Source organism: bacterium (genome assembly GCA_037143175.1).
Taxonomy (GTDB): domain Bacteria; phylum Verrucomicrobiota; class Kiritimatiellia; order CAIKKV01; family CAITUY01; genus JAABPW01.
In genome coordinates, this window is the sequence record JBAWZF010000030.1 from 13,336 (window position 1) to 33,494 (window position 20,159).

Below are 20,159 nucleotides of genomic sequence, written 5' to 3' on the forward strand. Positions count from 1 at the left end.
GTGGTGCACAGGCACGGTTTGAGTTACTAACATTGTAGGTTACCAACTACTAGGCTTATGAGCACCGATCTTGATTTATTGGACAGATTGTATAGATTGAATCATGCGAAATCTTTGTCGGCATGGTTATGTCAAATAAAAGCCAAGCATCAACCTTTGATGTTATCTCTTCAGAATTATCTGTTAGGGCAATGCATGTCCTTGAGAAATGCGCTATTAAGGACGGGGAAGCCTTTTTGCGGCTTACCAGAGAAGATATGTCGAGAACTTGGGGCTGTGGCAAAGGAACAATTGCCGAGATTGAAAAAAAACAGTCGAAACTTCGCATGCAAGGCGCGCGCAAAATAGTTCAATTGCCACGTATCGAAGATTGTTCCGAATCCATCCAGAGCGATGTGTTTCGTGCTATCCAGGGTGAACTCAGTGTCCGAGCCGCAAATGCGATACAATCATTAGGTATTAGCGACTTGAAGTCATTCATGAGGCTTAATTTGGATCAACTTTTAGATTGCCGTAATTGTGGGCGCAAATCAGCCTGCGAAATTTTAAAAATTCAAGGTAGTGTTGCCGAAATGATTCAGCGCTTCGCTGTGAAGTCAGGGGATCCCAACATAAAGGAATTCTCGATTGACGTTGCCAATCCCGTGCCGTGGTTGACTAACTGGATTCTTGGCCTTGCTAGGTCGAAACGAGAAGCGAATGCTTTCATGTTTCGGAAAGGTATGCTTGGGTTCGCCCCTATGACGCTTGATTCCGTTGCGCAGCAAGTTGGCGATGTTACGCGCGAGCGGGTTCGTCAAATGGAGAATTCCATCGAAAAGAGAGCCGCCGCCCGGTATCAACAACTTAGGTTGCGTCCACTGATGGAAGAGATAGCGGTCGTCGTTGAACTAAAAGGTGGGATAGCAACTTCTAGAGAATTGGTTAAAGATGTTTTATGTAAAGGAACCGATAGTTCTCAATTTAGATTCGCAACAGAACTTATCGCTTATTTTGCGACGCTTCAAGTATGGAAGGACACTGGCCTAGTACTTCAAAATGGCAATAATGTCACGAAAGGGGATGCGTTGCCTCTGATCGAAAATTTGGCGTCTATTATTTGTGAGGTCGCATTAAGCGAGGCAGACGAACGAAGGTCTGATGATCTTTGGAGCATAGAGCGTGAAAGACTAAAAGGCGTTCTGCAAAAAAAAGCTCATATTCTCAACTGGATACCTGACACCTCCGTTTTGTCAGATGCAATATTTGAATCCGTGCTCGAACGGTGCAAGAATCGAATCAAAACGCGGACGAAACGGATATATTCTGCGGGTATGTGGCAACTTAGATTTGGCAACATAGTCCATATGATCGATACAATATTGCGCGATGCGAAAAAGCCTACGCACTATTCCGTAATTGCGGAAGAAGCTGCGAAATGGCGTCCCGGCTTTTCTGTCCGAAATACTTATGCGACTTTGTCCCGCTGCGAAACTGCGATGCTTTGGGATGTAGGGACGTATGTCCATCGAGACTATGTCGTTTTACCGCTCAGTCTTATTCACGATGTTGAACGCTGGCTACTTAATGCTCTGAGTGAAGATGTTCCTTACGTTTCAATATATGGCGCATTTGTTCATTTTCATTCTCGGTGCGAACAGGCGTTACTTCCTTCAGAGACCGCGCTCTACTCATGCCTAAGACAAAGCAATCACAGGAATCTTGTCTATCCGCGGCCACCCAGTGTCTATCTTTACAAAAACTTTAGTGAGAGAGTACCTGTTTCGCTTGCCCTTACCAACTTCTTGCGTGATGCTGGTGGCCCCGTAACCCAGCAGGAATTGGAGGACTTTGCGTTAAGAAGAATGTTTTTGAAGGATCATCAGTTCGCCCTTCTATGCCAGCAGTTCACTGATGTAATGCGCACCTCTGATTGGGGCTATCTGCATCTTGATAATTATGAGTATGACTGCGAATCGCTCAGCCCTGTCATAGAGTATGCACAGCAAGTTCTTTCAGGAGAGGGCCACTGTTCGATTGAAAAAATCTATCGAGATAAATGTGTGACATGCTTGACAGTAGGTATTGATGGACCAGTCATGTTGTATTCAGCGTTTCAATGCTTCGCAAATGATGTATTTACCCTCCCATGCTACCCGCAAGTAGCAAAGCGCCATGCAGGCGAAGATGAGCGTCAGCGCTCAATTACAACACATGTGGTAAATTTTGTCCTCGAAGCTCATCGCCCATGTACCTATGAGTACCTTGATGAACATTTCGTTCAGGAGCTTGGCTATCAAGAGCAGCATGTTTACGCGATTTACCGAGAGCCGGATTTGTGCATGTATCATTCTGGATGTGTAGTTCACTTTCAAACCTTGGCTTGGAATGTCGAAAAACAACGTGCGCTAGAAAATGTTGCTGCTGATGCATATTCCTGCTCCATGCAATCTGGGGGTGTCTATTCTCGAGTCTCGCATTTAGTGGAGTCGCCAGGTCTCCCGGAACTTCCCGATGGTCTTCATTGGTCTAACACGATGGTTGCGGATATGTTGAGAAAGGGGGGGCAGTACGTGGTTCTCGGCAACGCGCGGGAGGCATTTCTTCCGAGGAACAATAAATTTCACATACAAAGTCTGGAATCGCTTATTGGAAATATATTGGAACGTGATTGGGGGGGGGCGGCAAAATTCACAGAATTCGAAGATGCGCTTGTGAAAGCTGGAATAATTATAAAAAGCCTCACGTCCGCCATGCTGGGTTCAGGGGAAATCGTTGTCATAAAGAACGCTGAAATAATGCTGAAGGAACTATTTGATGCTCAAAGAACTTGATCTTAAACCCGTCTATGACAGTGCTGACTGTGATCTGGTGCGTGATCTCATTGTTCCGCTGCTTACTAATTCTAGGGATTATTGGCGCGGTGTTGGTTTCTTTACGTCAGGTTGGCTCCGTAGTGCATGCGCGGGGATTGTCCCCCTCGTAAATGGCGGCGGGAGAGCTCGTATTGTTACTTCGCCACTGATGCAGAAACGTGACTGGGAAGCACTTCAGGCTGGGGATATCGCAAAGCGCGATACTGTCCTCCACGAGATTCTTAGAGAGCACGTTGTGGACTTAGAAAAGGCTCTTTCTCAAGATACTTTAAATGCTTTGGCGTGGATGATTGCTGATGGTGTCCTTGAGCTTAGGTTTGCAATTCCTAGAAAATTCGATATGGGGGGCGACTATCACGATAAAGTTGGTGTTTTTATTGATAAGTTTGAAGATATGGTTGCGATACACGGCTCTTTTAACGACTCCGCTAAGGGCTCATTGAATGGAGAGGCCTTCTCTGTTTTCAAGTCATGGGAGGAAGGTCAACGCCCATATGTTGAACAGCATCGTGCACGATTAACCAAACTTTGGCAAAGTGGAAATGCTCAGTTCCAGGTTCTTCTTCTGCCTGAAGCAATTAGGCACGAAATAATTAAGCTACAGACTGCAGAACGACCCTACAGAGTGCCCGCACAAATAAATCATGTCAGTCTACCTGAGGATGCCGTTCACGAGTTGGGTGTCAAATTATGGCCTTATCAAAGAGATGCTATCGATGCTTGGATTGATAATGATTTCCGTGGTATTTTTGAAATGGCAACGGGAACAGGCAAAACATTTACAGCTCTTGCAGCGGCTGCCGATCGAAGAATTGCTATGAAGCAGGTAGCCATTATCATTCTTGTGCCTTATCTTCATCTTCTTGAGCAGTGGCGGCAACATAGTGAGACCTTCGGTTTTTTTCCAATTATGTGTAGCGGGAATCATGATCATTGGCCCTCCTCGGTTCGATCCAAAATCCAGGATTACAAACTTGGAATGTTGCCTTCCATTTGTCTTCTTGCCGTACACGAGACAGCTTCTACGAAAAAATTCGCAACAGCAGTCCAAAGTCTCCCCTTAGAGAGTACGTTATTGATTGTTGATGAAGTCCACCGTCTAGGGTCACCGCACCTGCGTAATGCTTTAATAACAGGCGCTGGAATGCGGTTGGGCTTGTCGGCAACCCCTCGGCGTTGGTATGACGACGAAGGTAGTCAGATGCTTTCGGATTATTTCTCTGGCGTTTGTTTCGAGTTTTCCCTGAGTGAAGCTATTGGAAAATTCTTAACACCGTATCGGTACATGCCCATTTTGACTGAATTGACCGCAGATGAACGGGATGAATATGAAGAATTATCCCGCACTATTGCTGTTCTTGCGAGTCGTAATTTTGATAATGATAGTGAGGCTGAAGAGCGGATGAAGCGCCTGCTTCTTCGTAGGGCTCAGGTTGTGTCCGTTGCTGAGAATAAACTTCCCCTTCTTCTTACAGCATTACGGCGTCAAATTGCTGGTTGCATGGACGCTGGCACAGAGTTGCGGAATGTGCTTATCTACTGCGCGCCTGGCTCTCATAAGGCTGTTCTTAGTGCGGTTTCAGGGTTGGGTTTGCGTTGCCATGAGTTTGTTCATGCTGTATCGATGAAGCATAGAGAGACATTAATAGAACAATTTGCAAAGGGCGACGTCCAGGTGCTTGTGGCTATCCATTGTCTTGACGAAGGGGTGGATATTCCGTCTACTCAAACAGCATATTTTCTTGCCAGTACGACGAATCCTCGGGAATTTATTCAGCGCCGGGGGCGGATCCTGAGAAAATGTGAGGGGAAAAGCAGCGCCGATGTTTATGATTTTATTGTTGTACCTAATGCTGAGTTTGCCTACCTTCGTCGCGAATCAGATCTTGGATTACTTCGTCGCGAAATGCCTCGTTTTGCGGAGTTTGCATCCAATGCCTCAAATGAGTTTGAAGCTCGGGCTGTCATAAGAAATATCGTAGATTCCTTTCAGGTGTTGCATCTTCTTGATGCCAAGCCTTGGGATATATACCGCCAGGTGATGGAGTCAGTTGAAATTAAGGATAGGAGTTAGGAATGGTAGAAAAACACCAATTGATCAAGGAGAAACTCAAAAAGTATCCCCCTGAAGTTCAAGCCCTTGCTGCAAGAGCATTTGAACTCTCTCAATCCTTGCCGGAATCCGCAGTTGCAGAGCAACTCAAGGGAATTGTTCGTCAGGTCATAAAGGATAAGGAGACTCCACGATGATTCTCCACAAAATGACCCTCACAAATTTTCGACAATTCAAAGGGTCTCATGCGATTGAATTTGCTCGAGGAGAAGGCGGCAATGTGACCGTTATTTTCGGAGAAAATGGACGCGGGAAAACTGGCATTTATCGTGCTTTGCTTTTTTGCCTCTACGGAGAGAGGCACCTCTCGCAAGACGCACAGGTGGATGATCGTGAACTGTACTTAGTAAATTACCCGGCGATGGAGGCTAATACGGCTAATAAGCCTGTTGCGGGTAGTGTACGACTTGAATTCGAACATGCAGGGCGTTCATATGAAATTGAACGGTCCATTCTAGGGATGCTGAAAGAGGGAGAGGTGATTCAGGAGCACAATGGCGTTAGACTTGTAACGCGGGATGAGACTGGAAATGCCGTGACGAGCAGAGATCCCAATCAGATTGCGGATATTATTGGAGGTATTCTTGATCGTGGGTTAAGGGAATATTTTCTCTTTGATGGGGAAAAAATCGAACGCTTAACTCGGGCTAGTTCAGAGCAACGACGCGAAATCTCCGCCGGTGTTCGAAAGCTTCTAGACATTGATACACTTGAAACTGCCATGAAGGCAACAGAACGTCTCCGGAAATATCTGGACGCAGAAGTGGAATCACGGGCAACGGGTGAATTGGCTCGTGTGATCAAACAATTGCGAGAGAATGAGGAGCAATTTGCAGCGCGTAATCCCAGGATTGGTTCAATTGACGAGGAGCTTCAATGCGCGGGGCAGGAGAAAAAGCAAATTGATTCTGAGTTGGAAAAAATTCGAGAGATCAGGGACCTGCTAACAGCTCGGACTAATATGGAGGAAAGAGCACAAGACCTTGAGCAACAGGTTGACGCGCTTCTCCTAGATATGAAGAACCGGACAGGGAAAACCTCCCTGCTACTTGTTAGAAAGTCTGCTGAAAAGGTTTTCCGCGACATAGACAAGCGTAAGCAGAAGCATGAAATACCTTCGGAAATCCGTAGTGACTTGATTGATCGGTTGATCTCAGATGGACGATGCATTTGTGGGGCTAACATCAAGCCGGGAACTTCTGAGCATCATAATATCCTCTTGTGGCGAAACCGGACGCCTGATGTTGGGACAGAAGATTCGATGCTTGACCTCTGGCGTTACTTGAGTGGTGTTTGTAGTCATTATGAGGATATTGGAGTGGCTGCGGAATCGGTACTTCAGAAATACGCTTTAGTCAAAAATGACCTCCAGGTAACGGGGCGCAAGGTAGAGGAATTGCGTCAAAAGATTGGATCTTCAGAGCGTGCCGATGCTGCTAATTTAGAGAATCATCGGCATCTGCTTGAACGGAAAATAATTAAGCTGGAGGCGGAACAAGCTCAAATTAAGGATGAGCTGCTTGTCCTGCAGGATGAGCATTCAACACTTCTGCAACAGCGTAAAGAAATTGAAACGGAAAACGGTATTCGTGATGAGATGTCGCGACGTGCTGAACTTGCAGCAATGACAAGTAATGCACTGAAATGTATTCATGAAGAATTCGCAGGGGAGACTCGTGATCGCCTAGGCGCGAGTGCAACTAAATATTTCCGTGAACTCCTCGACGCTGAAAGTAAACAGACATTGCGAGATGTAGTCGTTGATTCTGACTACAGTATTCAAGTGTATGATAGATGGCAAAAGCCTTTCTTGGCCAACATTTCAGCAGGTCAGCGACAGATTATGTCTATTGCATTTATTGCGGCGCTTGCAGAGGCTGCGGCCGGTACATCTGTTCTTGAAATGCCGCTCTTTATGGATACGCCATTTGGTCGACTATCGCATGAACACAGACGTAATCTTTTAGTAAATGTGCCTGGATGGTGTACTCAATGGGTGTTGCTCGCGACTGATACAGAGTTTGGAAGGTTTGAGGCCAAGATTCTACGCGACACGAATAAGTGGTCTCATTTCTATGTCCTGAAGGGCGCAGGCGCCGGAAGCACGAAGATCGAATCTGTGGCCGTTGATCAAGCCGATGGCCTGCTGCGTGATGAAGCGGAGGTGGTGTAACATGAATATGGCTCAAGATATTCGCGTCCGAACGGACCAGCATTATCGGACTCTGTATAATGACTGCCGTAATTTTGTTGCAAAGGATATGCACGAGATTTTTTTTCTTTGCGTCTGTCTCGGCTATCGGGATGGAAAGCGCAAACCTCTGGGGCGTAGCAAGGAAGACCGTTTTTGGTCGAATACAATTACCCCAGAGGAGTATGCGAGCTTTTATGCGATTATGATCGAATCCAATAATATGGATTTCTCTTCTATCTCAGACGATAGATTAGTCATCGCGACAATGGAAGAATACGCTAATGCAGGTATGCAAATCTTGTTGGATGATGTGCTTGCCGACTATATTTTGAAACGCGGTGATGATCTGCATTTGGATCCAAGTTGCTCGAAAGAACTTCCCAAAGTGCTGCTCGCTCATGTGTATGAGAAGGCTGGGCAATAACTTTGGCTGATGGAACTGGTGAAATCAAAGAGGCACGATAATTAGAGCATTGATATCTTGATATAAAATGCAGTATATATCTGCAATATGCAGATTAGAAATGCACATTTATCGATATCTGGGATGGTTGGGATGTGTGGCGACCGTGAGGTGTTTGTTGGTTTTGCCCCGGCCAAGACCCTCCATTTGGTATCGTTTGCGGATACCTTGGACGAAGACACAGGGATAGGTTACCAGCGTCCACGAGACCGTGGCCACAGTTTGGATTTCAAACGTTACATCAGCACTCCCGGGGCATCGACGATTCCTCTGACGTTTAATTTGCGGCAAGATCTCAAGAAATTTTGGCGGATTGAAAGGGAAGGGGGAAAGGCTATTTTGTGGATAAACCCTGATGCCGCATGTCTTGCTCAAGTCGACTGCCAACATCGTCTTGGCGAATTGGCTGATTCTGACATCAATCTAGCTTTTATGGCATTTATTGGCCTCGATCTTCGGGGAGAGATGGCGATGTTCACCATCATCAATAGTAAAGTGCGCGGACTGCAGTCATCCCTTACAGACTTCCACGAAAGCAACTTAATCGAAAACCTCGTCCAGGATGCACCGCAACTTTTTCTTGCAAGGAAACTAAATGAAAATTGCGACTCCCCTTGGTTTAAAATGATCCGTTATGGTGGCGAAACGAGTTCAGGGATGCAACGACGTACGTCACTTAGGATGATGCAAACGGCGATTAGGCACTTATTGACCCGCATTCGGGCAGTGGCTGGCTACAATGTAAATGGAGTTTATGATTTGTTGCTCAATTATTGGGGTGCTGTGGCATATGTGTTTGATGCGGAATGGCAGTCGCCGCGTGAACATCTGTTAACGAAGGGTGTTGGGCTGCATGCTCTCACTGAACTGTTGGGGACTATTGTGCAACGAGAGAAAAGGGTTGATTTGAGTCGTGGCGAACTGATCGAGAAGTTGAAAGCGCTGAAGGATAATATTGACTGGGGCCGAAAGGGAACTTTCGCTGATGCTGGCGGGAGAAAAGGGGCGTCGGCAGCGCATGAGACCCTTAGAAGGAGTCTTGGGATATGAGAGTTCTTCTTGTTGAACCACAGTACCGGCGTAGTGGTATGCTGAGTGAAGAGTCCGAGATTATTGAAGATAGCGGGGAATTGCCTACGAAGGTCGTTGCCTCGCAACGCAACGAGGATACTCTTTGGTATCCTCCCCTTGGACTTATGAAGCTGGCGCGCTTCCATAAAAAACGTGGGGATGAAGTCGTTTTCGTCAGAGGGTGTGATCGGAAGGTCGCGATGGCCGTGGATGCTGTGGAGGGAAAAGGCATGTGGGATCGTGTCTACATCACAACTCTTTTCACATTTCACTGGGATACCATAGTTGAAACGATCAGGTTTTATAAGGAAGCTGTAGGCGGAACAGCCGGGAAAATATTTGTCGGCGGAATTATGGCCTCGATGATGCCTGACGACCTATTCGAGGAGACCGGAATTTATCCTGTAACGGGAATAGTTAATACCCCAGGTCAAATCGGTTTGGAGGGGACTGAGGTAATTGATTCACTCCCGCCTGATTACTCGATCCTTGATCGGCGACAATACGCAATTAACGATACTTATTATGCCTACACTTCGAGAGGTTGTGTAAATAAGTGTGGTTGGTGCGGTGTTCCCAGGATCGAGCCGACATATCAGGAGTACATCGACATTAAGCCGACAATTAGAACTCTTAGGGATGAATACGGGGACAAGCCAAAGTTGAAGTTAATGGACAACAATGTGCTCGCATCCGATCAACTTGGGAAAATTATCGATGATCTGGTTGAACTCGGTTATGGCCGCGGTAAATTTACGGAAACTAAACCAAAAAGAAATCGGGTTGTTGATTTTAATCAAGGGTTGGATGCAAGTTTCTTGGACGATGCGCGCATGAGCCTGCTCGCAAAGCTGAACATCAAGCCAATGCGAATCGCTTTTGATCGGGCCATTGAGCGAGATGTCTATGTGAAAGCCTTGGGTATTGCTAAAGAGCACGGAGTTCAGGAGTTCTCAAACTACATGCTATATAATTGGCGGGATACCCCGCATGATTTGTATGCGCGGTTGATTGTGAATATTGAGATGAATGAAAAATGGGGAAAGGGGAATAATGGACAGGCAGAAGCTGAAATATACAGCTACCCGATGAGGTTTGCCCCTATCAATGATGAACTTGGTACGCATGCGAATCGCAAAAGAGATGCCCGTCCCATGGTCGCCAATAGTGACCGCAATTGGCTGAAAGATGCCGTGTGGACTCCACGCTTTGTCCGGAATATCGAGATCATGAAAGGGGCGGCACACGGCTGCATCTCCCCGACACCAACTCTTGCTTGGCGTACTATCGGTCAGACATATGAAGAATTTCTGGCGAACCTTTATATGCCAGAAGAACTATTACGCAACCGGAATAAGCATGAAAATAGGGTATATAAATATGAACCCAAACGTAAGCCTGGGACGGGGCTGATCGAAGGGTTTCGTTCTTTTGTTTCAAAACTGCTGAAGGTAAACGATTCTAGATTTCAGATATTTCATGCTGCGGTAAGAGGGAATTCTTCCGAACAGGTTAGGCGTGCGATAGAAATTTGTAACGACAAGGAAATGAAAAAATGGCTCCAATTATACCTCAAGAAATAGAAGGTCGACGCAGTATCTCCGCTCATATAGGCCGGCAGATTCTAGATGTGATCACAGCGGGTATGTATTCTGACCCGCGTATGGCGTTACGAGAATACGTTCAAAATGCAGCGGACTCGATAGACGCCTCAATAGAGGCGGGTGTCTGTCTCGTTCCCGAGGGTTCCATCTCGATAACTTTAGACGGGAAAACGCGATCCATTTTAGTGGAAGATAATGGATTAGGCATCAAGAACGAGGATGTCGAAACACGCCTGGGTGGGCTGGGATGCAGTTCAAAAGGCGGAGGGGGGCATCGCGGTTTTAGAGGTATTGGGCGCCTAGGCGGATTAGCCTATTGTGACTTGTTGAGGTTTGAAACAAGAAGCGATGCACGGGAAAAAGTGGCAGTTATTGAGTGGTCAGGTAAAGCGTTGCGGGAACAGGTTGCAAGCGCTAAGGGGAGTGAGCATGTCGAGGCTGCTATAAGGCGCATAGCCACTATACATTTCAGGGCTGCCGACAAGCATGCAGATCCGGCACATTTCTGCCGTGTCGAAATGGTGAATGTCCATCGGTTTCATGCTGACGTCCTGATGAATATTAAGGGTTTGCGTGAATATTTATCGCAAATAGTGCCCGCTCCCTATGACAGAAATAAATTTCGATTTGCAGAGAAGATTGAGCGCCATCTTTCGGAGGTTTCAGGATATCGATCGTACAGTATTACCTTGAACGGAACGCCTATTGTGCGGCCGTTCCAGGAACAGGTGGTCTTGCGGGCGGAACACGAAGATCGAATAATGGACGTTAAACTATTAGAGTTAAAAACGCCGGACGGGCGGTTGATCTGTCGGGGCTGGTACGCGATGTCACAGTTTATGTCGGCAATGCCGCCTAATGTAACAATGCGCGGGATTCGTGTGCGGCAGGGTAATATTGGGGTCGGTGATGAAGATTTCTTAAAGGCATCATTTATTGAGCCGCGATTTGCGACGTGGCACATTGGGGAATTACATGTAGGCGAGGGGCTTAAGTTGAATGCCCGCCGCGATGGTTTTGAGGAATCGCCGGAATATGAACTTTTTCTGGAATGGAGTTCAGGCGTATGCCGACTGTTAAGCTCTTTTTGCCGCCAGTCATCCAAAGAAAGAAGCGATAAGCAATTGCAATTGCGCGTTGGTATGGCAATGGATCGGTTGTTAGAAAATACATTCTTTTTGGACGAGGATCATAAGATGGCGGCAATAAAGGCCGCGGAGATGCAATTGGCACAACTTAGGAAAATGAACCCGGCTGGGGAAGTCTCTACGAAACTTGTCAATGACTACGAAGCGCGAGTCTCTGGGTTACGTCAGAAATCGATGTTTTTGTCAGACGTTCTGAACGGTCGATCAATTGGGCGTAAGAGCGGTGAGCAGGTTCTGACTGAGGTGTGCAAACGTATTCTTGATGCAGTACCCGGTATTGCTGGAACAACCCTTCTCCGCGAGATTGTGGCTCCTTACGTTAGGGAGCAGAAGTCCAATTCTTAGGTAGGTCCCTATAGAAATAGTAGAAGAGGTATAGGAAGTCAGAATATTGATGAGTGGAAAGTTTCAAGAATTCGTTGCTCATTTTTGTTTTTTCTCATTTTGTGGCTGTCGGTTGTGAGGTCGATCCTAGCAATTCGTTAAGAATGACATTTTTGTCAACCTCAACCTTTATTCGGTCGATAGCAAGGGTGCCAGAATTGGAATATCTCATTCTTCATGTTGCATCTTGCGTATGAATTATTCATTAAATATTCGCCTGGAGATGCAAGGAGAGGTTGGTCGACATCCGGTCACTCATTAGGGGATGCCATTCGCGCTTCAATGGTCATGCGAAAAGTTTGGTCACGGAGAATATTTGTGAATGCATTATATTTGATTTGTTCGTTCTTAAGCAGTGTCTCTTCAGCCCATTCTACAAGTACGTGCGCTTGCTTGTTATTGATTTTGTACTGTTTTATTGCGATGCACGCCTTATCCCCTTTTCGTTTATAATCGTCCCATGTGTCTACATAATGAAGCAAGGAGGCGAGAGGAAATCTTTTGGTGCTGAGAGGGACTAGGTTCCACTTTTTCCCGTCAGCATGAACTCTCCAGTCGTGCAGCATAATAGCCAGTGCTGCAGGAACCGCATGGGCGAGTACGAAGGGCCTAGATTGGCGCTCGTTTGCTGCTTTTGCATTTTCACATACTGTTCGCAGGAAATCGATGCTACCGATAACGCCATGCCATTTATATTCATCATATATCCTAATCCATTCGATTTCCAATTTGTCCCCCGCTTCGTCTGCAAACGCACCCCCATCCCAGTTGCCTGTATCCTTATCACCCATGAAGGCGGCAAGGGAGCCGAGAAGCTTTAGGGCGTTTCGATAACCCGGTTTCTTCCAGCGGTTAGGGCTTCCTGCAATGTTAATAGTCATGTCCTCATCGTTTAGTTCATCGCGCAAAATCGCTGTTGCGTATTGTCTTGCCCCTTCCTTCACGCGTCCAATATCATGAAATATTGAAGTCAGAAGCCACGCGTATTCGATTCGGGTGGTGTGGCATCTATCAGAGTAGCGACGGTGAGCTTGATCGAAGACATTGTAGAACTTGTTGACGATGGGGCAGCCAGCGAGAAAGACCCGAAATGCATGAATGACATGCTCTGATGAACCTGGGTTTACCAAATCAAATAACTGTTCGAAGTGAGCCAACTTCATGAATTCTTTTGTAGCACCTGTGAAACTGGGGTGCTGCGCGATCAAACTCTCTATTGTGGAATAGACTAGTTCAAGGGTTCTCTTCTTGATCTTGCTCTCGTCTGATTTTTGGATTCGCCTGATATTCTTGATAAAATGGTTCAGAGTATCACAAAACATCAGCCTGCTTAAGCCCTCTGCTTGGTCCAGTATAGCCTTTGGGAAGTAACCTGTCTCATGATCGATAGTCCGAAGCTGTTGGGGGTCAATATCAGTTTTCACAATCGTCGCTAAACCCAAGTGAGGTTGTAGCGATTTCAGGCCGACCCCCATGTCTCGGCATTCAGTTTCGGTCTCAGGAAAGTCCGCTAGCCCCTTTTCGGTAACGCAAACAACTACAACTAGACCTGGCTGCTTTTGTTTCAGAGGAACGACAACATCTCTGAATACAGAGGTTGGAAGCCGACCGCTGAGTTCGATTGCAATTGCCAGGTATCGCTTCGTTATTTTTGAGCGCAGGAACAAAGCTGGGCACCACTGCGTCTTTCTCGACCATTTGGGAGGAGTAGTCGATTCAAAGTCCGGATAAAGTCTTCGTATGTATGTCTCGATCTGTTTGATTTGGCTTGCCATAAGAACAGGTCCTTATTCAAGAATGGTCTTATGGGTCCGACGCTTTTTCGATATAAGTGTTCTCAGAGCATCTAATCGGCTGTATAGTTCCTTTGTCTTGGCGGGGTAACTAAGCATGCCTAGAGGGCCGGGCAGTGTTTGCAGCATGTGCTCAAGGGATTCTGCCTTTTCGATAGAGCGGTCAAGCAGGTCGAGTAATCCCGTTTGTGACTCAGGGAACTTAAGGTCGAATCGCCCCAAAACCGACTCGGCTGTCATATCATCGGTATTCAGAAAATCACGAAGAAGTTTTTCGGCAAATGTCTTTTCGTTAAGTCCCTGTGCTCTCGCTATAACCGGTACTATGTTCTCCATTAAAGCGCGAGTTCCTGATAGTACCTTTCGCTTCGCCTTCCGGAGGAGGATATTCCGAAGTTCATGCACTCCAAATTCTTTGAATAGATCTGGAAAATGTTGCTTAATAGGCTCTATAACGCTCACCTCAAACTGCACCAAAAAGCTCCATGAGAGTAGTTTGTTATCCACATCGTCGAGCACGCTGTCAGGGTATTTGGCGGCTTGAAGTAACGAGCTGAGTTGAGTTTTTGTGTAACCTGTGAGCGCCTGCAACTCGATGAAAGCTCCCTTTTGAAATAAGTCCGAAGAGTTTTGAGTCGACTCTTTGAGGATGAGTTTTAATGCGCGAGTCTGAGCCGTACGCCCCCACTGCTTGCGGAGCATATGGATATGGAAGGCTTGAATGAGATCTTTTACCGATGGCTCGCGGTTGGCAACATGCGCGGGAATTTTTGCACGGTTTGTCTTCAGTGCAGCACGTAGTCTTCTTTCGCCGTCTATGAGGCTGTAGCGTTTCCCGCTGGCTTCGTCGTTTTGGCGGCAGATCACGATGGGAACTAGCACTCCGAAGCGGTAGACCGAATCTACAAGCTGGTTGAATTCTGGGTCTGCGTTGATTTGTTCCGCAGATTCACCTCGTGGGTTCTCGTTGTTGAATGCCACGTCTTTTGGATCCACGGAGATAAGTTTGTATTCTTGAGTTTTCACCGTTTTCTTTTGTTTGGGCATAAGGCACCTTGTAAAAAATTCTCAACAGGACCTCGGTTAATGTCCGGCATAGCGATCGGTCTTTTATACGTGTTGTTTTGTACACTGTCGCGAACTGGGTTACAATCATTTCTACGCGGACAACAAAACTATCATTATAGTGGGGTTTCTTTTGGGGTTTCTTTTGTGCTTTAAATATTACTTTTGATTTTGTAAGCAGGTAAATTGCGGGGAAGGAGGGTCACCCATCGCAAATAACATTTATATTCGTCCCTGTCCTCCCTCCGCTTTCGATCACAGAGCGTGACGTTGCAGGTCATATTGCGCTCTAGGCGATCAGCCGTTCACGGTGATATTGCAGGAAAGATTGGGATGGAGTGAAGGTGAGGGGGAGGGTAACCGCATGGTTTTCGAACGGTTGGAACTGCTGCTGAAATGCCTTGTTGGTGTGGTGATCCTTGAGTTGAGGACTGAAGATCAGGTGGAATTGCTCGTCCAGAGAAATCAGGTGGGCGTCAAAGGCCGCATCAAAGGTTGCCGATAGGCAGAGCCCATTCGTCGGGTTCAACCGGTTGTCCTTATCTTCTGCCCAGCCTACGATATGGCTCGCTCGAAGGACCTGCGGGATGTCCAGCCCTGTGATACAACATCGTCCATCGTAAACCTGTAGGATCATCTTTCGGAAAAAGTGCTGGTTCACCCGGGTTTTAACCTCGCGGATGGCCTCCTTGCCGATCACCCCCGTGTAGTCCAATTTCTGTTTGCTTAGTTGTTTGACTAAGTCATCGGCAGAAATGCCTGGCTGTTTGAAGACATCCCAAAGCTTAGTTTCGTGGCGAGTTGTGATTAGGAACTCTCTGAAACTATTGAGCGCAGCGGAACAGTAGCGATCGCGCCAGTAACTGATCGGCTTTTCACCGCCGAATATGCCTGACTCCCCAAGATTCTGTTGTTCTAGTACATATTCATAGAGTTCACCAATCCGGGTGATCGTGGTAATGCCCCAGATATTGCAGCAGTCCTTAAACAGGCTGGTTGGCTTGGCCAGTATTGGGCCTAGCAAGTCCAGTGCCCGAACATAGGAACTGGCTTTACCGCTCCCGGCGGTATTGGTCTCCTCCATAAATTCGGTAAAGCGGTCGCGGGGTGTCATGGTGCTCATTATAACGGTAAGTTAAGATTAAGGGTCAAGTTTCCATATTCCGCCATCAGCAGGCGTCTCGCAACAATTCCATCCGCCGATCGATCGCCTCTTTTTTGGGTTTAAGCCTGATGTCACTGGGTAAGATGACGGTCTTGTTCCTCAGTCGCATGACTTCTCGTTGTCCCTCGATCCTTTCATTCATGCCGTCCCGGATATACCAACGCAGATCATCATACACCGTTCCGCGTGCCGGTCCCGGTGCAATCAACTGGCAGTCCATCAACCAGTGATGGTTTTTGCAGAGCGCCATGCCGTTTTGGGGCGAATCGTCGCGGGTTTCGCTGAATGGGATCAAGTGCGCAGCATCTATGAGGGTGACTTCGTCAAATAGGAATCGGATGCCACATGCGGCACACCGGTAGTCGTAAGCCTTCTTGACGGTTCGGGCGAACGCCGCATCGCGGGCGGTGGTCGCGGTTTCACCGGGGTTGACCTGGTAACCATGATCCCGCCATGTCTCGCGTACCATGCCGATTTGGCGCTCCTCACCGGATAATTCCAGCAGGGATTGCCGCTGGACGCTGAAATACCGGTCAATTATGGCCTGCCGCAGTATTTCCCGGCTTGCCGGTTGTGAGAACAGAACGAAAAGATCGGGATCCAGAGTTGCATAGGACACGTTTGCCATGAGTGTTGCCCCACTACGGGCTGAGCCCGAATTCACCTCTTTTCCCGGCTGAGAATTGAGATGCCAAAACCGCTCGCCTCGCAGATAGAAGAAGGGATTCCATGGTGTGCATTGATCCGTCGGCCCCTTCACAACATTGAAGTACCGCTTAAATAACTCGAGCAGTTCAGGCCCATAAATGATCCTGTTCTCGACAAGTTGACCGTTATCGGCCAAGGAAAGGACCGCAAGGAGCATGCAAGCCTTGTGGGGGCGGGGCCGCCCTTCATGCTGATCCGTTCGCAAGGACTGGAATCGGTCGCAGTACTGCTGAAGCATACTGCTTGTTGTTGCGCTGTAACTCATGTGGAGACAAATAACAGATTGGCCCCAGAATTACCACCGGACAAAGTAACTACCGATTCATCCTGAAGCACAATGGCACTGAGCGCGACCGGTGGCAGTGTATGTATTTCAATCACGGTTTTTGTTTTGTCTGACATGTCTCTGTCATTGCAAACTTTTGCTGAGTGATGCAAATTGAGCCACAACACATCAACAACAATAGTCTGCGGTATGGCCACAGAATAATCAGTACTGGGTAAAGACAACTTATGGGATGGAAAGGCACAATGCGCACGATGGAAGCGGCGGCTCGGCGGCAGCAACGCGACGCCAAGAAACGCCAGCGTGAACTTGAACGCCAGACCAAGGAAGCGGCGAAACTTTCTGCGCTGGAACAGGCGCGATTAGAAGTCGAAACCTACGACAATGCATTGGACGTTCTCCTGTCCGTTCACAAAGAACAAACCGATCCCGTGGATTGGTTGACCCTCGCTTCATCCCTGCCGCCAGTCTTGCCGCGCCGCCAATCGCACAATGAACTCAAGGCCCGCCAACGCCTTGCTATCAATCCGTCTACGCCGGAAGCCGACTCCACCATCGAACAGGCCCGGAAACAAGATGAACGTGAGTTCCAGGAAGCTATCCAGGCCCATGCCGCTGAATATGCCGAATGGGCGCAACTTTCAAGTCTTGCCCGGCGCGTTCTCCAGGGTGATACTGACGCATACATCGAAGCCATCGAAAAACTGAGTCCATTCACTGAACTGGCCAGCATTGGTTCCTCTCTTCATTTTTCGGTTCACAACCCGCGCCTGATCGAAGTCGTCCTCAGCACCAACGGCCGCAAGGCAATTCCTGCCGAAGTCAAAACCCTCACCGCTTCTGGAAAAGTCTCAGTGAAGGCAATGCCCAGGCCTCGATTCATTGAAATCTACCAGGACTACATTTGCGGCTGCGTTTTGCGGGTTGCCCGCGAACTCTTCGCTCTCCTGCCAGTCGAAACGCTCCTCATCTCTGCCTCCGCTGAGACTCTGGATACGTCGACAGGGAAGACCGTCGAACGCCCATTCCTCTCCGTTGCCATCCCGCGCGCAACCCTGAATGACCTCAACTTTGATCGCCTCGACCCGTCTGATTCCGTACTCAGCATGACTCACAGGGGCGACCTGAAAGCGTCCCGGAAAACAGGCGACTTCGATTTCATTACGCCTTTGACCATCACTGATCTCGATCAGTCCGATTCCCCGGCCTCTGTTGATTTCGCCACCATTTTCAACACCGTAAAACGCCTTCGTGCCGACTTGGCGACTCAATGCACCTCGCTTAATCCGCAGCCAGCAGAAGCGGCGGTATACACCGGAGAAACCTGATGACCATATTCCTTATCCTTGTTTGTGTGGGTCTCTTCATCACCTTGGCCGTGGTCTTGTTCAAGAACAAGGCCCTGAAACGTCTTGTTGCTCAACGCGAAGGGGAGATTACTACCGTAAAGCAGGAAACTGTCCGAGTAAGAACCGAAACCGAGCTGTCACTCAACGAGGCCCAGAAACTCATCGACCAGCAGGTCGCCGATATGCGAACCGAAGCCGACCGCATCCGCCAGCACTACGAGACTGAAGCCCGCAAGATCGCCGAAACATCGCAAACGCAACTCTCCAAAGCGCTTGAAGATGTAGCAGCCCTTCGCCGTTTCGCTCCGCTTCGCGATGCAGAAGTCGAGGTCCGCCAAACCCTTGAAGCCGCCATGTTAGAGGCTGGCGCCCTCCGCGATCAGGCCCAGGCGCTCATTGAACAGTCCCGGTCAGCTGCAGAGACTGAACGCCTTTGCGCCACCGAACGTGCCAAAGCAATTTATGAACAGGCCGACGCCCGCCTCAATCAGGCAACCCGCGACGCTGGTCGCATTGTCGCCCAAGCCGAAGAGCGTGCCAAGGAGATAGCCGGGGAGGCCCACGATGCCCTTCGTGACAAACAACTACTCGAACACGCAGCTGAGGCCATGCGCAACGTCATTGAAGGTTATGGCGACCGTTACATTATTCCCACTCACAGCCTGCTGGATGACCTGGCCGTCGAATTCGGTTACACGTCAGCCGGCGAATCCTTGAAATCCGCACGCGAACAGTCCCGCCGAATGGTCGAACAAGGGGAGGCCGCCGCTTGCGACTATGTTGAGGCGAGCCGCCGCAAAACCGCTATCCGTTTCGTCATCGACGCCTTCAACGGCCGCGTGGATGCCATCCTCACGCGGGTGAAACGGGACAATTACGGCCAACTCGAACAGGAGATCCGCGATTCATTCAACCTCGTCAACTTGAACGGAGGGGCTTTCCGCGATGCCCGTATCCTCGATGCCTATCTGAATGCCCGCCTGGCGGAACTTAAATGGGCGGTTGTGGTGCAGGAGCTGGCCCGCAGACAACTTGAAGAACAGCGCGAACTCAAGGCCCGCATGCGCGACGAGGAAAAGGCTCGCCGCGAGTACGAACAGAAAATGCGCGAAGCCGCCAAAGAAGAAGAACTCAAGAAGCAGGCTCTGGACCAGAAGGAGAAGGAACTGGCGGACCTCAAGCAAGCCTTAGCCCACGCCGCAACCCAGGATAAAGCTCAATTGGAACAGAAACTGGCGGATATGCAGAAAACCAACGAGGGGCTCCGTCAGGACTTGGCGGCCGCCACGGAAAAGAAACTGACGATCGCACAACAGACCAAGATGGGCACTGTTTACATCATCTCGAACGTTGGAGCCTTTGGCGAAGGTATCTACAAGATCGGCCAGACGCGCCGACCGGATCCGCAGGAACGCGTCGACGAACTGGGGGATGCGAGTGTCCCGTTCGACTTCGATGTTCATGCCTGGATCAAAAGCGATAACGCACCTGTCCTCGAGCACAAGATTCAGAAGCGTTTCCTTGCCATGCAGATCAATAAGGTGAACACCCGAAAGGAGTTCTTCCGGGTGTCACTGAAAGCCATACGGGAGGAAATTGACAAACTGAGCCAGGGAGAACCAGTCACTATTATCCACTGGACGGAAACGGCCGCTGCTACCCAGTACCGCGAAAGCCTCGACATTGAGAGCAACCCTGAGAAACTCAACAAGTGGCTGAAATATCAGGAAGCCCGTACCGATCGCGACATCCGTAAAGATTCCCTTCGGCTCACTTTTGCTGACGTTGTGGATGCGGAAACACGAGAAGCACCACTGTGAATCCCAACCTCACCAAGTGAACGCGGATACGCAAATGGACTGGGCGCACACTCCCGAAGTGGTGGGTTGCGGTTTCGCCGCGCTAACTCTTCCTAATGTAAACACAGGGCGGTCGGGGTAAGGCTACATATTATATTTAAT

Annotated in this window: 15 protein-coding genes; 10 read left to right on the forward strand and 5 right to left on the reverse strand. The window is 48.5% G+C overall.

From position 1 onward, the window contains the following. Positions 1 to 122 precede the first annotated feature (122 nt). From WCI03_10015 to WCI03_10050, 8 genes are all read left to right on the forward strand, one after another. A complete protein-coding gene (locus WCI03_10015) occupies positions 123 to 2,813 on the forward strand; it encodes a DNA-directed RNA polymerase subunit alpha C-terminal domain-containing protein (GenBank protein MEI8140189.1) in 2,691 nt (896 codons plus the stop codon). Further along, positions 2,797 to 4,929 carry a DEAD/DEAH box helicase family protein gene (locus WCI03_10020; protein ID MEI8140190.1) on the forward strand — a complete coding sequence of 711 codons (2,133 nt, stop codon included), beginning with the start codon at positions 2,797 to 2,799 and terminating at the stop codon, positions 4,927 to 4,929. The genes WCI03_10015 and WCI03_10020 overlap by 17 nt, the downstream gene beginning before the upstream one ends. A gap of 2 nt (positions 4,930 to 4,931) precedes the next feature. After that, positions 4,932 to 5,105, forward strand: a complete 174-nt coding sequence (locus tag WCI03_10025; GenBank protein ID MEI8140191.1) for a hypothetical protein — start codon at positions 4,932 to 4,934, stop codon at positions 5,103 to 5,105. Then, positions 5,102 to 7,141 (forward strand): AAA family ATPase, encoded by a 2,040-nt coding sequence (locus WCI03_10030; protein ID MEI8140192.1) that lies wholly within the window; start codon positions 5,102 to 5,104, stop codon positions 7,139 to 7,141. The genes WCI03_10025 and WCI03_10030 overlap by 4 nt, the downstream gene beginning before the upstream one ends. Position 7,142: 1 nt before the next feature. Beyond that, complete coding sequence (locus tag WCI03_10035) at positions 7,143 to 7,586, forward strand: hypothetical protein (GenBank protein MEI8140193.1); 444 nt, start codon at positions 7,143 to 7,145, stop codon at positions 7,584 to 7,586. 132 nt (positions 7,587 to 7,718) lie between these two features. Continuing rightward, positions 7,719 to 8,675: a DGQHR domain-containing protein gene (locus tag WCI03_10040; protein ID MEI8140194.1), complete on the forward strand. Its 957-nt coding sequence runs from the start codon at positions 7,719 to 7,721 to the stop codon at positions 8,673 to 8,675. Beyond that, the gene (locus tag WCI03_10045; protein MEI8140195.1) at positions 8,672 to 10,279 is read left to right on the forward strand and encodes a hypothetical protein; all 1,608 of its coding nucleotides are present in this window, start codon (positions 8,672 to 8,674) and stop codon (positions 10,277 to 10,279) included. The genes WCI03_10040 and WCI03_10045 overlap by 4 nt, the downstream gene beginning before the upstream one ends. Next, positions 10,252 to 11,793 carry an ATP-binding protein gene (locus WCI03_10050; GenBank protein MEI8140196.1) on the forward strand — a complete coding sequence of 514 codons (1,542 nt, stop codon included), beginning with the start codon at positions 10,252 to 10,254 and terminating at the stop codon, positions 11,791 to 11,793. The genes WCI03_10045 and WCI03_10050 overlap by 28 nt, the downstream gene beginning before the upstream one ends. Positions 11,794 to 12,083: 290 nt before the next feature. Here the strand turns inward: WCI03_10050 and WCI03_10055 are convergent, their stop codons facing one another. The 5 genes from WCI03_10055 to WCI03_10075 form a co-directional block, all read right to left on the reverse strand. Then, a complete protein-coding gene (locus tag WCI03_10055; protein ID MEI8140197.1) occupies positions 12,084 to 13,607 on the reverse strand; it encodes a hypothetical protein in 1,524 nt (507 codons plus the stop codon). A gap of 12 nt (positions 13,608 to 13,619) precedes the next feature. Beyond that, positions 13,620 to 14,672: a ParB N-terminal domain-containing protein gene (locus tag WCI03_10060; protein ID MEI8140198.1), complete on the reverse strand. Its 1,053-nt coding sequence runs from the start codon at positions 14,670 to 14,672 to the stop codon at positions 13,620 to 13,622. A gap of 307 nt (positions 14,673 to 14,979) precedes the next feature. Next, the gene (locus WCI03_10065; protein ID MEI8140199.1) at positions 14,980 to 15,813 is read right to left on the reverse strand and encodes an HNH endonuclease; all 834 of its coding nucleotides are present in this window, start codon (positions 15,811 to 15,813) and stop codon (positions 14,980 to 14,982) included. Positions 15,814 to 15,859: 46 nt separating this feature from the next. Then, positions 15,860 to 16,828, reverse strand: coding sequence for an HNH endonuclease (locus WCI03_10070; GenBank protein MEI8140200.1), 969 nt, complete (start codon positions 16,826 to 16,828; stop codon positions 15,860 to 15,862). After that, entirely contained in the window at positions 16,825 to 16,965 is a 141-nt protein-coding gene (locus WCI03_10075) for a hypothetical protein (GenBank protein ID MEI8140201.1), read from the reverse strand. Before WCI03_10075 ends, WCI03_10070 begins: the two co-directional genes overlap by 4 nt. Before the next feature lie 129 nt (positions 16,966 to 17,094). Between WCI03_10075 and WCI03_10080 the strand changes: the two genes are divergently transcribed. Continuing rightward, positions 17,095 to 18,177: a hypothetical protein gene (locus tag WCI03_10080; GenBank protein MEI8140202.1), complete on the forward strand. Its 1,083-nt coding sequence runs from the start codon at positions 17,095 to 17,097 to the stop codon at positions 18,175 to 18,177. Next, complete coding sequence (locus WCI03_10085) at positions 18,177 to 20,018, forward strand: DUF4041 domain-containing protein (protein MEI8140203.1); 1,842 nt, start codon at positions 18,177 to 18,179, stop codon at positions 20,016 to 20,018. Before WCI03_10080 ends, WCI03_10085 begins: the two co-directional genes overlap by 1 nt. The last annotated feature ends 141 nt before the right edge of the window (positions 20,019 to 20,159 follow it).